Annotated in this window: 15 protein-coding genes; 8 read left to right on the top strand and 7 right to left on the bottom strand. The window is 68.7% G+C overall.

The window, feature by feature from the left end:
- Positions 1–93: 93 nt before the first annotated feature.
- The 7 genes from FHU38_RS12925 (at position 94) to FHU38_RS12895 (ending at position 4,355) form a co-directional block, all read left to right on the top strand.
- Positions 94–300 carry a hypothetical protein gene (locus FHU38_RS12925; RefSeq protein WP_167170749.1) on the top strand — a complete coding sequence of 69 codons (207 nt, stop codon included), beginning with the start codon at positions 94–96 and terminating at the stop codon, positions 298–300.
- A 76-nt stretch (positions 301–376) separates the two neighbouring features.
- The gene (locus FHU38_RS12920) at positions 377–1,003 is read left to right on the top strand and encodes a CDP-alcohol phosphatidyltransferase family protein (RefSeq protein WP_167176028.1); all 627 of its coding nucleotides are present in this window, start codon (positions 377–379) and stop codon (positions 1,001–1,003) included.
- Positions 1,004–1,025: 22 nt separating this feature from the next.
- Positions 1,026–1,409: a glycine cleavage system protein GcvH gene (gcvH, locus tag FHU38_RS12915; RefSeq protein WP_167170746.1), complete on the top strand. Its 384-nt coding sequence runs from the start codon at positions 1,026–1,028 to the stop codon at positions 1,407–1,409.
- 93 nt (positions 1,410–1,502) lie between these two features.
- Positions 1,503–1,967 (top strand): glycogen accumulation regulator GarA, encoded by a 465-nt coding sequence (garA, locus tag FHU38_RS12910; RefSeq protein WP_009154399.1) that lies wholly within the window; start codon positions 1,503–1,505, stop codon positions 1,965–1,967.
- Entirely contained in the window at positions 1,964–2,716 is a 753-nt protein-coding gene (gene ftsR, locus FHU38_RS12905; RefSeq protein ID WP_167170743.1) for a transcriptional regulator FtsR, read from the top strand. Before garA ends, ftsR begins: the two co-directional genes overlap by 4 nt.
- Positions 2,717–2,950: 234 nt before the next feature.
- Positions 2,951–3,424 (top strand): bifunctional nuclease family protein, encoded by a 474-nt coding sequence (locus tag FHU38_RS12900; RefSeq protein WP_009154401.1) that lies wholly within the window; start codon positions 2,951–2,953, stop codon positions 3,422–3,424.
- A 364-nt stretch (positions 3,425–3,788) separates the two neighbouring features.
- Positions 3,789–4,355, top strand: coding sequence for a MerR family transcriptional regulator (locus tag FHU38_RS12895; RefSeq protein WP_167170740.1), 567 nt, complete (start codon positions 3,789–3,791; stop codon positions 4,353–4,355).
- 51 nt (positions 4,356–4,406) lie between these two features.
- Here FHU38_RS12895 and FHU38_RS12890 read toward each other — a convergent pair whose 3' ends face one another.
- Positions 4,407–4,781, bottom strand: coding sequence for a nuclear transport factor 2 family protein (locus FHU38_RS12890; protein WP_167170737.1), 375 nt, complete (start codon positions 4,779–4,781; stop codon positions 4,407–4,409).
- 173 nt (positions 4,782–4,954) lie between these two features.
- Here FHU38_RS12890 and FHU38_RS12885 point away from each other — a divergent pair, with 173 nt between their 5' ends.
- On the top strand, positions 4,955–5,758 hold the full coding sequence (locus FHU38_RS12885; RefSeq protein WP_449314281.1) for a helix-turn-helix domain-containing protein: 804 nt from the start codon (positions 4,955–4,957) through the stop codon (positions 5,756–5,758).
- On the opposite strand, the gene FHU38_RS12880 is transcribed toward FHU38_RS12885, so the two are convergent.
- The 6 genes from FHU38_RS12880 to FHU38_RS12855 form a co-directional block, all read right to left on the bottom strand.
- A complete protein-coding gene (locus FHU38_RS12880; protein WP_167170734.1) occupies positions 5,739–6,395 on the bottom strand; it encodes a substrate-binding domain-containing protein in 657 nt (218 codons plus the stop codon). The two genes, FHU38_RS12885 and FHU38_RS12880, sit on opposite strands and share 20 nt — an antisense overlap.
- Positions 6,396–6,501: 106 nt before the next feature.
- Complete coding sequence (locus FHU38_RS12875; protein WP_167170731.1) at positions 6,502–7,401, bottom strand: 3-methyladenine DNA glycosylase; 900 nt, start codon at positions 7,399–7,401, stop codon at positions 6,502–6,504.
- A 2-nt stretch (positions 7,402–7,403) separates the two neighbouring features.
- On the bottom strand, positions 7,404–8,453 hold the full coding sequence (locus FHU38_RS12870; protein ID WP_167170727.1) for a hemolysin family protein: 1,050 nt from the start codon (positions 8,451–8,453) through the stop codon (positions 7,404–7,406).
- A complete protein-coding gene (locus FHU38_RS12865) occupies positions 8,450–9,766 on the bottom strand; it encodes a hemolysin family protein (RefSeq protein WP_167170724.1) in 1,317 nt (438 codons plus the stop codon). Before FHU38_RS12865 ends, FHU38_RS12870 begins: the two co-directional genes overlap by 4 nt.
- A gap of 188 nt (positions 9,767–9,954) precedes the next feature.
- Complete coding sequence (locus tag FHU38_RS12860) at positions 9,955–10,542, bottom strand: TetR/AcrR family transcriptional regulator (protein ID WP_167170721.1); 588 nt, start codon at positions 10,540–10,542, stop codon at positions 9,955–9,957.
- Between the two features lie 136 nt (positions 10,543–10,678).
- The gene (locus tag FHU38_RS12855) at positions 10,679–11,866 is read right to left on the bottom strand and encodes a Glu/Leu/Phe/Val dehydrogenase (RefSeq protein ID WP_167170718.1); all 1,188 of its coding nucleotides are present in this window, start codon (positions 11,864–11,866) and stop codon (positions 10,679–10,681) included.
- Between the last annotated feature and the right edge of the window lie 64 nt (positions 11,867–11,930).

Here is an 11,930-nt window from a genome sequence, read left to right as displayed (position 1 = left end):
CGATAGCGTCGATGGGTGCGTGCACGAAATGTGTAGAGCCGCGCTCACGGGTTACCCCCACAGTGAACAATCCGGAACCGAGCACAGGCAGTGATGAGGACCGAACGAGACTACGAGAACGAGGCGCCGGAGCCGCCCACCACACCATGCACCGTGGTGTGGAGCCAAGGCAGGCCCTACGTGCTCGAGAGCGGCCCCGGGAGGCCGCGCTGGATGGGCACGGACAGCCACGGCAGGCCGCACGCGCTGACCGGGGAGGACCTGCGGCGGCGGGGCTGGAGTTACCGCCGCGCCAGGTGAACGACGGCGGGTTGGGTGCCGCTACCGTGAACAGGTGAGCGATGCCCAGCCTGCCGACTCGGCGGAGCCGGTCGGTATGACCGGTGATCGAGAACCCTCGCTCGTCGGCCAGTTGCTGACCGTACCCAACATCCTGTCTCTGCTGCGGCTGGCCGGGGTTCCGGTGTTCCTGTGGCTGTTGCTCGGCCCGAAGGAGGACGGGTGGGCGCTCGCGCTGCTGGTGGTCAGCGCGCTGACCGACTGGCTCGACGGCAAGCTGGCCCGCTGGCTCGACCAGACGAGCAGGCTCGGGCAGTTGCTCGATCCGGCCGCGGACCGGCTCTACATCATGGCGACGCTGGTGGCGTTCCTGCTTCGCGAGATCGTTCCGTGGTGGCTCGTCGCCGCGCTGGTCGGCAGGGAGCTGGTGGTCGGCCTCGCTCTGCTTGTTCTCGGCAGGTACGGCTTCGCCCCGCCCGAGGTGACCTACGCGGGCAAGGCGGCGACGTTCGGGCTGATGTACGCGCTGCCGTTGCTGCTCGTCATCCAGGGGGAGTCGCAGGTGGCCGAGATCGCCCGCCCGTTCGCCTACGCGTTCACGGCGTGGGGTTGCGCGCTGTACCTGTGGTCGGGGGCGCTGTACGTGCTGCAGACCGGCAGAGCCGTTGCGAGCGCTCGATCCGGCGTGGCGTTGTGCGAGGATGCGGGCGGCGAGGACCGGTGACGAGCGGAAAGGGGAACGCCTGGTGTCCACTCCGGAAGAGCTGCGCTACACCGAGGAGCACGAGTGGGTCGCCGTGCTCGACGAGGAGAGGGTGCGGGTCGGGATCACCGAGTACGCCCAGGATCAGCTCGGTGACGTGGTGTTCGTCGACCTGCCGGAGATCGGCCGCCAGGTCGACGCGGGAGAGGTGTTCGGCGAGGTCGAGTCGACCAAGAGTGTTTCGGAGCTGTTCGCACCGCTGGACGGGGAGATCGTGGCCGTCAACGACGCCGTCGCGGAGACCCCCGAGCTGATCAATAGTGACCCCTACGGAGAGGGCTGGCTGATCGAGCTGAGGCTCAGCGACGCGGGCACGGTCGAGGGGCTGCTCGATGCCGAGGCCTACCAGCGCGTGACTCAAGGTTGATCAGGGAGCCCCGGCACTGCCCGGTGACCACGCACGGTACGTTGGCTACACCACGTTTTGCCCACAACACTTCAGTGCGTAAGGAGAGCTCAGGTGAGCACGAACGACGGGCCCGGCGTTCCCCCGGAGCAGTCTCCGGAGCGGACTTCCGTATTCCGGGCCGACTTCCTGTCGGAAGGGGAGGGCCAGGAGGCGCCTGCGGTGGAGCCGCAGGACGCCGGTGTCGACGCGCTGCCGGCGGGCTCCGCACTGCTGGTGGTCAAGCGCGGACCCAACGCGGGCTCCCGCTTCCTGCTCGACCGGGACACCACGAGCGCGGGCCGTCATCCCGACAGTGACATCTTCCTGGACGATGTCACCGTTTCTCGCCGCCACGCCGAGTTCCGTCGTGAGGGCGGTGAGTTCGTGGTGATCGACGTCGGCAGCCTCAACGGGACCTATGTCAACCGGGAACCGGTCGACCAGGCCGTGCTCGCTGGCGGCGACGAGGTCCAAATCGGCAAGTTCCGCCTCGTCTTCCTCACCGGCCCGGGACACGGGGGCCAGGGGGCACGGTGACGGCTGCCGGCCGGCCACAGCGCGATGGGTTGAGCATCGGGGCGGTCCTGGCGCAGTTACGCAAGGACTTTCCCGACGTCACCATCTCCAAGATCAGGTTCCTCGAGTCGGAGGGGCTGGTCAGGCCTGCCCGCACGCCGTCCGGTTACCGTCAGTTCGCCGCAGCCGACGTGGAGCGGCTGCGTTTCGTTCTTGCGGCACAACGCGATCACTACCTTCCGCTGAAGGTCATCAAAGAACAGTTGGACGCGGCCGACAGCGGGTCGCACCCCGCCGGCCCGGGGCCACGTCTGCCGCGCAGGCTGATATCGCTCGCCACGCCAGGCGACGGCGAGTTCCCCGGTATGCCGACGCCCGACGACTTCGTCGGCGACCACGAGACCAGGCTGACGCGGGAGGAACTGCTCGCGCAGGCGGGAATCGACGACGACCTGTTCGCCGAACTGCGGCAGTACGGGCTGTTGCGCCCGGTCGCAGCGCAGTTCTACGACTCCGACGCCGTCCGCGTTGCCAGGACCGCGAAGAAGCTGACGGAATTCGGCATCGAGCCGAGGCACCTGCGTGCCTTCCGCGCCTCCGCCGACCGGGAGGTCGGTCTCGTCGAGCAGATCGTCGCGCCGCTGTCCCGCCAGCGCGACGCGGAAGCCAAGGCACGGGCCGACGAGGTGGTACGCGAACTGGCCGCACTGTCGGTCACCCTGCACACCTTGCTGGTCAAGGCCGGTATTCGGACGGTGACCGGCGGGTAGACTCGGTCGGGTGCCCGGACCAGCGTTCTCGTGTCGAGTCTGTTACGCCACATCTCGATGGTGCATCGATGTCGGGACCGATGCCGTACGGTGGGTTCGAGGTTCGCGAAAGAGCCGACGGAACTAAATTCGTTGCGAGCACAGCGCCCGCTTGACGGGTAGCGTCGACGTTGTCGATGCGGGATCCTCGTCACAGCGCTGCTGCCCGCACGCAGGAGAGGGAGGCGAAGCCCGATGAGCGAGATGCGCGTCGTCGGCGTACGGGTCGAGCTGCCCGCGAACCAGCCGATCTTGTTGCTGCGGGAGACCGAGGGTGAGCGGTACCTGCCGATCTGGATCGGCTCGGTGGAAGCCACGGCCATCGCGCTGGAGCAGCAGGGTGTACGGCCGGCCCGGCCGCTGACACACGACCTGCTCAAGGAGGTCATCGGAGCCCTCGGCAGGGAGCTCCAGCAGGTCATCATCACCGATCTTCGGGAAGGCACCTTCTTCGCCGAGTTGGTGTTCGACGGTGACGTCCGGGTCTCCGCCAGGCCGAGCGACTCGGTGGCGCTGGCGCTGCGGGTCGGAGTGCCGATACACGCCGAGGAGTCCGTGCTCGAGGAGGCGGGCCTGATCATCCCCGACGAGCAGGAGGACGAGGTCGAGAAGTTCCGCGAGTTCCTCGACTCCGTCTCGCCCGAGGATTTCCGCGGCGCCGACACCTGAGCCCGGCACGCGCGCGGTGAACCCGCCGCCCGATGTCGGGCGAAGCCGTTGCCCGCGCCTCCGGTTGCCGCTTGCCCCAACCCCGCCCGATTCCCGCTGTTCGGTCCCCACCCGGATGAGTGATACGGGCTGAGTGATCGACACCAGCCGACCCCGGTCGCGACATGCGCCCAAGGGTGCCCGCGCGTCGCGTTGACCCCTTGCCCAGGCGGGCCTACCGTCGAAGCCAAGACGAATCGCGCCGGTGTGATTCCGCCTGCTGGGACCGGCGTGGTGGTTGGGCGCGGTTGTCGTACCGGTCGTTCCCATCCCGGGGGCGGGGGTCTTGTTTCGCCGGCCGTGCGCCGGGCGAGAGGAGGCGTGCGTGGTCGACGAGAGCCCGATCAGGGCCGCCGACGGCGAGCAGGGTGAACTCTTCCCCGACGCGTCGTTGCCGGACGAACTGGTTGGCTACCGCGGTACCGCTGCGTGCCAGATCGCGGGCATCACCTACCGGCAGCTCGACTACTGGGCCAGGACGAAGCTGGTGATGCCGAGTATCCGTACCGCACACGGCTCCGGCTCGCAGCGGTTGTACTCGTTCAAGGACATCCTTGTCCTCAAGATCGTGAAGCGGCTGCTGGACACCGGCGTCTCGTTGCAGAACATCCGGGTCGCTGTCGAGCATCTGCGGGCAAGGGGAGTGCGGGACCTGGCGAGGGTGACGCTGTTCTCCGATGGCACGACGGTGTACGAGTGCACGTCGCCGGAGGAGATCGTCGACTTGCTGCAGGGCGGTCAGGGCGTCTTCGGGATCGCGGTGAGCGGAGCCATGCAGGAGATCAGCGGCACCATCCACGAGTTCCCCGCCGAGCGGGCCGACGGCGGCGAGGTCGCTCCCGTGGTGCCCGACGAACTGACGCAGAAGCGCAACGCCCGTCGCACCGGCTGAATCGATCGGCGGGCCCCGGAGCCACGCACGGACCCCGGGGCGGCCGAGGCGTCAGGCGGGCACCTTGTCCAGGAAGCCGTAGACACCGCTGATGTGCTCACCCTCGGTGACGATCACATCGAAGCCGATCACGATCGGTTCGCTTGTGCCGCCCTGGCCCAGCCGCCACTGGAACCGGGCGATGTGGTGGTGGCCGTCCACCTGCTCGCCCAGTTCGAAGGACAGGCCTGCGAACTGGCGCTGGGCTCCCGCGACGAACGTGTCGATCCCGTCCCAACCCGTGACCGTGGCGAGCGGATCGGTGTAGGTAGCCCCCGAGGTGAACAACCGCTCGATGAGCGCCCGCCGTTGCGTGGGGTCGGTGGTGTTGAACACCTCCAGGTAGCGGTGCGCCAGCGTGCTGAACTGTGAGTCGGGTTGCGACATGGCCTTTCCTTTCGCCTACTGATCACGGACCGGCACTTGTGTATAACGACCTATACGGCGCGCTTCGAAGTGCCGAATCCATACGGTGTCGCCACCGTGGCGGCGTGTCGATTACCCGTGAGGTCATGGCATGGACGAAACGCAACGGCATAGCGTTGTGCGGCATGAGCACCATGACGGCGGCCAGGGCGCCTCGCGAACCCTTCGGTGAGCTGCTACGACAATGGCGCGGCCGACGTCGCGTCAGTCAGTTGGACCTCTCCGTCGCGGCGGGTGTGAGCACGCGGCACCTCAGCTTCGTCGAGACCGGTAGGGCCAAGCCCAGCAGGCAGCTGGTACTGCTGCTGAGCGAGCACCTTGACGTGCCGCTGCGGGAACGCAACAGGTTGCTGCTCGCTGCCGGTTACGCGCCGGTCTACACCGAGACGTCGCTGGAGGCTCCGGAACTGGCAGCGGCACGGGAGGCCGTGCGCCGGTTGCTCACCGCTCACCTGCCGTTTCCCGCCGTGGCCGTGGACCGCGGCTGGAACCTGGTGGACAGCAACGCGGGTGTGACGATGCTGCTGGCAGGGGTGGCGCCCGAGTTGTTGCGGCCGCCGATGAATGTCCTGCGGGTCACGCTGCACCCCGGCGGGATGGCGCCGATGATCGCGAATCTGGGGGAGTGGCGTGCGCACCTGCTGGGCAGGCTACGTCGCGAGGTCGCGGCGACCGGCGACGAAGGGCTGGCCGCGCTGCTGGCGGAGTTGCGCGGCTACCCATGTGAGCAGCGCGTACCCGAGGTGGAGTTGCCCGCGCCGGGGGACATCATGGTGCCGTTGCGGCTGCGTGGCGGTGACGGCGAGGAGCTGTCGTTCTTCAGCACCGTGGCGACGTTCGGCACCCCGCTCGACATCACGCTCGCCGAACTGTCGATCGAGGCGTTCTACCCCGCGGACGAGGCCACGGGCCGGGCCGTCACCGCGTGGCAGGGGTGAGGCCGACGTCGCTGAAGCCGGTTCGCTGCGCGGGCGCCACCAGGAAGGCCCGGAACGACTGAGCGGCCCGCTGCTGTACGTCGTCGACCTGCTCACCGGCCAGCGTCACGTACGGGTAGTCGCCGGCTGCGCCCGAGGCCACCGACCGCCCACTCGAGCCGAGCAGGCCGGGCCGCTGCTTGGACAGCTGGTCGATCGAGGAGGAGGACTCGGGAATCCACGCGGCGGGCATTCCAGCCGGGGAACCAGCGAGCAGCGAGTCGAGCACCTGCTGCGCGGCGACGGCCTTGACATCGACGTCGACGCAGTAGCCGTGCACCACGGTGCGGTTCTCGTTCCACGTCTGCGCGGCCCGTGTCACCGGTTGCTCGATCGACGGTGCGACAGCGACCTGGATGGAGGTTTCGCCCTCCTGGCAGTCGGCCGCCTGTGCCTGCGCCCTGTTCTGCACGACGCCGTCGGCCCAGTTCCAGCCGAACCAGCCCAGCACGAGCAGTACAACCAGGACGACGCTCGCGATCGGCCACGCGGCCACGCCGCGACGGGTAGCCTTGCCGATCGCCCTGTGGGTGCCGGTGGAGGTCAGCGCGTCGGACCGCTCGACGGCGGGGTGGTCGACGATGCTGTGTCGCCCCATCGGAGTCCTCTCCGTCCTCTCGATACCCGAGTGAATACGCTCGGTTAACGAAACCAAAACGTTATCACTCTATCAGCCCAGCAACGATTTCGGACTGTGACGAAAATCAGGTTCGGCTGTGTCGCTGGTCGAAGGCGGTGAGTAGCGTTCGGTAGCACTCGATCAGGCGAGCTCGTAGCGGGGCGGCTCTGCGCGCGAACGACTCCTGTGCTCGGGCGTACTCGGCGCGGCCCTCAGCCGTCTCGATCCGCACCGGCGAGTACCCCATGGCGGACAGGTCGTAGGGGCTGGCCCGCATGTCCAGCTCCCGGATGTCGGCCGCCAGTTCGAAGCAATCGCCGAGCAGTTCGGCAGGCACGAAGGCACCGAGCTGGTACGCCCACTTGTACAGGTCCATCCCGACATGAAGACAGCCGGGCTGGTCGAGCTCGGGTTGGGTCTGTCTGGTGGGCCGAAGCGCGTTGAGCGGGCGGGCCGCCTCGGTGAAGAACCGGAAGGCGTCGAAGTGCCCACAGCGCACGCCGAGTGACTCCAGCACCTCGTCGGTGCCCGCCGAGCCGAGCCGCAGCGGCAGTTGTGGGTGCCGAAGCCGCTCCGGAGACTCCCGGTAGACCATGGCCCACTCGTGCAGCCCGAAACAGCTCAGCCTCGGTGCTCGCCGCGCGGTCGCCTCCAGCAGGGCAAGCGTGCGCTCGGCGGCCCTGCCCCCGGCCGCGGTGGAGGTGGAGGTGGCGGTGGCTTCGTTCACCGCCACCCCGCCTGCCACCTCGTGATACCCGCCCCCGCGCAGGAAACGGGTGGCCGACTGACCTTCGAGAACCACGCCAGGGCCCGGTTGCCAGCGCTCCAGGTGCGCGGGCGGGTGCGAGTAGTAGGTGAACAGGAAGTCCAGAACCGGGTGCTTCTCCGCTCTCGACCTGCGGGCGCGATGCGGCACCGTCCAGCGACGCATCCGCTCGACGTGTGCCCGCTCGCGTTCGTGCCACTGCCGTTCGGTCAGCCGCATGGTCACCTCGTGACGTGGGTACCGTCACGAACGGTACCCACGTACTCCTCCAGGAGGTCCTCCAGCGCCACGATTCCGGTAACCGTGCCGTCGCCGTCCACCGCTACGGCAAGGTGGCTGCCCTCCCGCCGCATCGCCGACAGCGCCCTGTCCAGCTTGGCGTACAGCGGCAACTCGGTCAGCTTCCTCGTCTTGGCGGCGGGCACGGTGGTTGCTGGGTCGTCGGCCACCTGGTCCAGCACGTCCTTGACATGCAGATACCCGGAGAAACCGCCGCCGGGTGCGCGTACCGGGAACCGCGAGAATCCGGTGGACGACACGGCGCGTTCCACGTCGCCGACGGTGGGGCTGGGCGGCAGCGTCGTCAACTCCTGAAGCCCCACCTGCACGTCGGCCACGGTCTTGCCCACCGACGACAGCGTCTGGCTCAGCCTGCGGTGCTCGGAGTATTCCAGCAGGCCCTCCCGCCTCGACTCGCTAAGCAGGGCGGCGAGCTCGTCGGAGGTGTAGCCGGTTTCCACGGCGTCCCTCGGCTGCACCTTGAACAGCCGCAGCAGCGAGTTGGCGACGCCGTTGAGCACCCAGATGAACGGACTGACCACCCGCACCCACAACACGTGCGGCGGCACCAGCCACAGCGCGAGCCGTTCCGGCTCGGCGATGGCCAGGTTCTTGGGCACCATCTCGCCGACGAGGACGTGCAGCAGCGTGAGGCCGATCAGCGTGACGGCGAAGGCCACGGCGTGCACCAGGTATCCGGGCAGCGGCAGCCCCACCGCCGTCACCAGTGCCTCGAGCTGGTGCGCCACGGCGGGCTCACCGAACAGCAGCAACAACAGCGAGGAGATCGTGATGCCGAGTTGGGCGCCCGCCAGCATCGCCGACACGTTGCGGCCCGCCTTGAGTACGATCCTCGCCCGCGTCTTGCCCTGCTCCAGCAAGGCCTCGAGGCGGTCACGGCGTGAGGAGATCAGCGAGAACTCCGCGCCGACGAAGAAGGCGTTGGACAGCAGCAGAACGCCGATAAGGGCGATCGAGACCCAGTCGCTCAACCGGACCCCTCCCGTCGCTGCACGCACACCTCGGCCACGCGGTGCCTGTCCATGTCCGTCACGATCAACCGCCAGCCGTCGATGTCCACGCGGTCGCCGACATCGGGGATCTTGCCGAGCCGCTCCAGCAGCAGGCCCGCGACCGTCTCGTAGTCGCCTTCGGGCATCCGGAAGCCGGTGATGTCCAGCACCTCGTCGTCGCGCAGCTGACCTGAGACGACCCAGCTGTCGGCGGTGATCTGCTGGGAGGTCGGCTCCTCCCGCTCGTCATGCTCGTCGCGGACCTCCCCGACGATCTCCTCGACGACGTCCTCCAGCGTCACCAGGCCAGCCGTGCCGCCGTACTCGTCGACAACGAGTGCGAGCTGGAAGCGGGAGTCGCGGAGCCGATCCAGCAGCGCGTCACCGGGAAGCGACTCGGGCACCGTCGGCATCGGCCTCATCAGCGAGCCGATCGTGGTGCTCTCGCGCTCGCCGGAGGGCACGGTGAAGGCCTGTTTGACGTGGACGGCGCCCTGCACATCGTCCAGGTCCTCCCGGTAGACGGGGAAGCGGGAACGGCCGGTGGAGCGCGAAAGCGCCACCAGGTCGTTCACGTCCGCGTCGACGTGCAGCGCCTCAAGCCGCACCCTCGGCGTCATCAGCTCCGCCGCGGTGCGGTCGCCGAACCGCAGCGAGCGGTCGAGCAGCTCCGCCGTGGAGACGTCGAGGGTTCCCGACTCGGCACTGGAGCGAACGATGGAGCCCAGCTCCTGCGGCGAGCGCGCCGACCGCAGTTCCTCCTGCGGTTCCACCCCGAGTTTGCGAACCACCCAGTTCGCGCTGTTGTTCATCAGGGTGATCAGCCAGCGAAACAGCGCGGAGAACCGGGAGTGGTAGCCGGCGACGGCGCGGGCGGTCTGCAACGGGCGCGCCACGGCGAGATTCTTCGGCACCATCTCGCCGATCACCATCGACAGCGCCGTGGCCAGGAGCATGGCGACGACCAGCGAGGTGCCCGCCGCCGCGCCCTCCGGCATGCCCAACCCGGTCAGCGCGGGCCGCACGAAGCGGCCGAGCAGTGGCTCGGCGACGTAGCCGGTGACGAGCGTGGTGATCGTGATGGCCACCTGCGCGCCGGATAGCTGGAACGACAGCGTCCGGTGGGCCTTGAGCACGGTCTTGGACCGGCGGTCACCGACCTGCCGGACGTTGGCTTCGATCGTGCTGCGCTCGAGGGTGGTCAGCGAGAATTCGGCCGCGACGGCCAGGCCGGTGCCGACAGTGAGCAGGATGACGAACAGGGCGCCCAGCACGGTCAGCAGGATGTCCATCAGCCTGCACCACCGGCGTTCGCCGCGAGGGGGTCCGGTAAGCCGGGCTCATCGCCCGGCTCGCAACTGTCACCCGGTGACCGGGCGTCTTGCACGAGAGTGCTCACTCCTCAGTGAATACAAGCCAGCGCCTATTGTGGCGTCATCTTAACCACGTCAAACGCGGGGTGAGTTCCGCGTGTTCCCGTTCAGGTCCCGGCGCGCCCCCGATGCCTGCGCACGCATTCCTCCACGACGTCGAGTACCGGTTCGAGGTCGTCGGCGGGCAGCCCCATGGCCAGATGTGACACCAGGCCCTCCAGTACCAGCTCCAGGTAGGCGGTGAGGACGTCGATGCTGACGTCGTCGCGGAGGTTGCCCGCCTCCCGCTGCCAGATGAGGCGCTTGCGGGTGGCGGTGGTGAGCTGCTCCGATCGCTCCGCCCAGCGTGCCCTGAACTCCGGATCGGTGCGCAGCCTGCGCGAGACCTCCAGCCGGGTGCCGAGCCAGTCGGCCGGGTGCTCGCTGCCACCGGACAGCAGGTCGCGCATCACCTGCACGAGGCCCTGCCGCGCCACCACGTCGGCCATTCTGGCGGCGTCGTCCTCGGCGAGCGCCAGGAACAGCGATTCCTTGTCCCGGAAATGATGGAAGATCGCACCTCGGGACAACTGGGTGGCTTCCTCAAGGCGCCGAACCGTGGCACCCTCGTACCCGAAACGGGCGAAGCACACCCGCGCGCCGTCCAGGATCTGGCGGCGCCGGGCGTCGAGATGGTCCTGACTGACCCGTGGCATCCCACGATCTTGACACCGGGGCCCAATTGTCGCAATCCGTACGTACGTACTGTGACTGTGACACGCACTGCGACTGTGACTGCGTCGTGGACCGACTGCCCGCGCGGCCCGTGGAGTCGCGCGGGCAGCACGACCGTCAGGGAATGGTCAGCGTGGCCGGCTGGTCGAAGACCCGGCTCGACTTGCGGGCCGTGACGAACTCCCACGCGGTCTGCCTCGGTCGCACCTGTTCGGTGTTCCACGCGCCGAGCAGCAGCGCGACCTTGGCCTGCATCTCCGTGCGCAGCTTCAAAAACGACTCGGTCGGGTCCGCACCCACGTGGCCCAGCAGCAGCCACCACGCCCACGCGGCGGCGCCCGCGTTGGCGACGAAGTCCGGGATCACCGGGACACCCCGAGCCGCCAGCATCAACTCGGCCTCCGGAGTGGTGGCCGAATTGGCGGCCTCGACCACCACACGGGCGTCGACGTCGAAGGAGTTGTCCGGAGTCAGCGCGTACGAGATCGCCGCGGGCACGAGGATGTCCGCGCTCGTCGCGACCACAGCCTGCCTCGGCAACCGCTGCACCTCGGTGGGCACGACCGAGCGGTCGATCTCACCGAAGGAGTTCCTCGCCCGCAACAGCGCGGGGATGTCGAGGCCGTCCGGGTGGTACAGCGTGCCCTCGGCGTCTGCGACCGCGACCACTCGCATGCCCGCCTCGTGCAGGTACCACGCCGCGCCGCCGCCCATCGTGCCGATGCCCTGAACGGCCACGGTCGTCTCCCGCGCGGACCAGTCCCACGCCGCCGCGGCGCCGAGGCATGCCTGTGCCACTCCGTAGCCGCCGATGACGTCGCCGAGCAGCAGTCCGCCGGGAACGGGCGCGTTCAGTCCCGCCTGCACCCTGCGCAGCGTGCGCGCGGGATCGACGGAGCGGCGGATGGCCGCGTGATAAGACTGCTCCAGCCCGAGCTTGGCGAAGACGGCGTCGATGACGTGCTGCGGCACGCCGAGGTCCTCCGCCGTCACCCAGTGCGCGTCCAGCCACGGACGCATCGCCTCGCAGAAGCGTTCGAGCACGCCGTCGGCCCTCGGGTCCTTGGGATTGAAGTCGATACCGCCCTTGGCGCCGCCGACGGGCAGGTCGAACGTCGCGGTCTTGGCCGCCATCCCCCTGGCCAGGTCCTCCACCTCTGACAGCGTGCAACCCGCGCGCATCCGGGTGCCGCCGGTCGCCAGTCCGGAGACGAGCGAGTGCACGACGAGGTAGCCGTGCGCGCCCGTCACCGGGTCGGTCCAGGTCAACCTCAACAGCGGTTCGTCAGCTTGCTGGATACCCACTCGCCTCCTCCTTCTCGCCTGGGCAGTTCCCCTCTACTGCAAGGCTGGGGCCGGGGGCGGCGCG

It is taken from the genome of Saccharomonospora amisosensis, from assembly GCF_011761185.1.
Lineage (GTDB): Bacteria > Actinomycetota > Actinomycetes > Mycobacteriales > Pseudonocardiaceae > Saccharomonospora_A > Saccharomonospora_A amisosensis.
The sequence above is the reverse complement of the archived record's forward strand: the minus strand, read 5'-3'. Positions and strand labels throughout refer to the sequence as shown.

Excerpts from the sequence above, each read along its gene's own strand:
- FHU38_RS12925 (WP_167170749.1), top strand. The coding sequence starts at position 94 with ATGAGGACCGAACGAGACTACGAGAACGAGGCGCCGGAGCCGCCCACC.
- FHU38_RS12920 (WP_167176028.1), top strand. The coding sequence starts at position 377 with ATGACCGGTGATCGAGAACCCTCGCTCGTCGGCCAGTTGCTGACCGTA.
- FHU38_RS12900 (WP_009154401.1), top strand. The coding sequence starts at position 2,951 with ATGAGCGAGATGCGCGTCGTCGGCGTACGGGTCGAGCTGCCCGCGAAC.
- FHU38_RS12890 (WP_167170737.1), bottom strand. The coding sequence starts at position 4,781 with ATGTCGCAACCCGACTCACAGTTCAGCACGCTGGCGCACCGCTACCTG.
- FHU38_RS12885 (WP_449314281.1), top strand. The coding sequence starts at position 4,955 with ATGACGGCGGCCAGGGCGCCTCGCGAACCCTTCGGTGAGCTGCTACGA.
- FHU38_RS12880 (WP_167170734.1), bottom strand. The coding sequence starts at position 6,395 with ATGGGGCGACACAGCATCGTCGACCACCCCGCCGTCGAGCGGTCCGAC.
- FHU38_RS12875 (WP_167170731.1), bottom strand. The coding sequence starts at position 7,401 with ATGCGGCTGACCGAACGGCAGTGGCACGAACGCGAGCGGGCACACGTC.
- FHU38_RS12865 (WP_167170724.1), bottom strand. The coding sequence starts at position 9,766 with ATGGACATCCTGCTGACCGTGCTGGGCGCCCTGTTCGTCATCCTGCTC.
- FHU38_RS12860 (WP_167170721.1), bottom strand. The coding sequence starts at position 10,542 with ATGCCACGGGTCAGTCAGGACCATCTCGACGCCCGGCGCCGCCAGATC.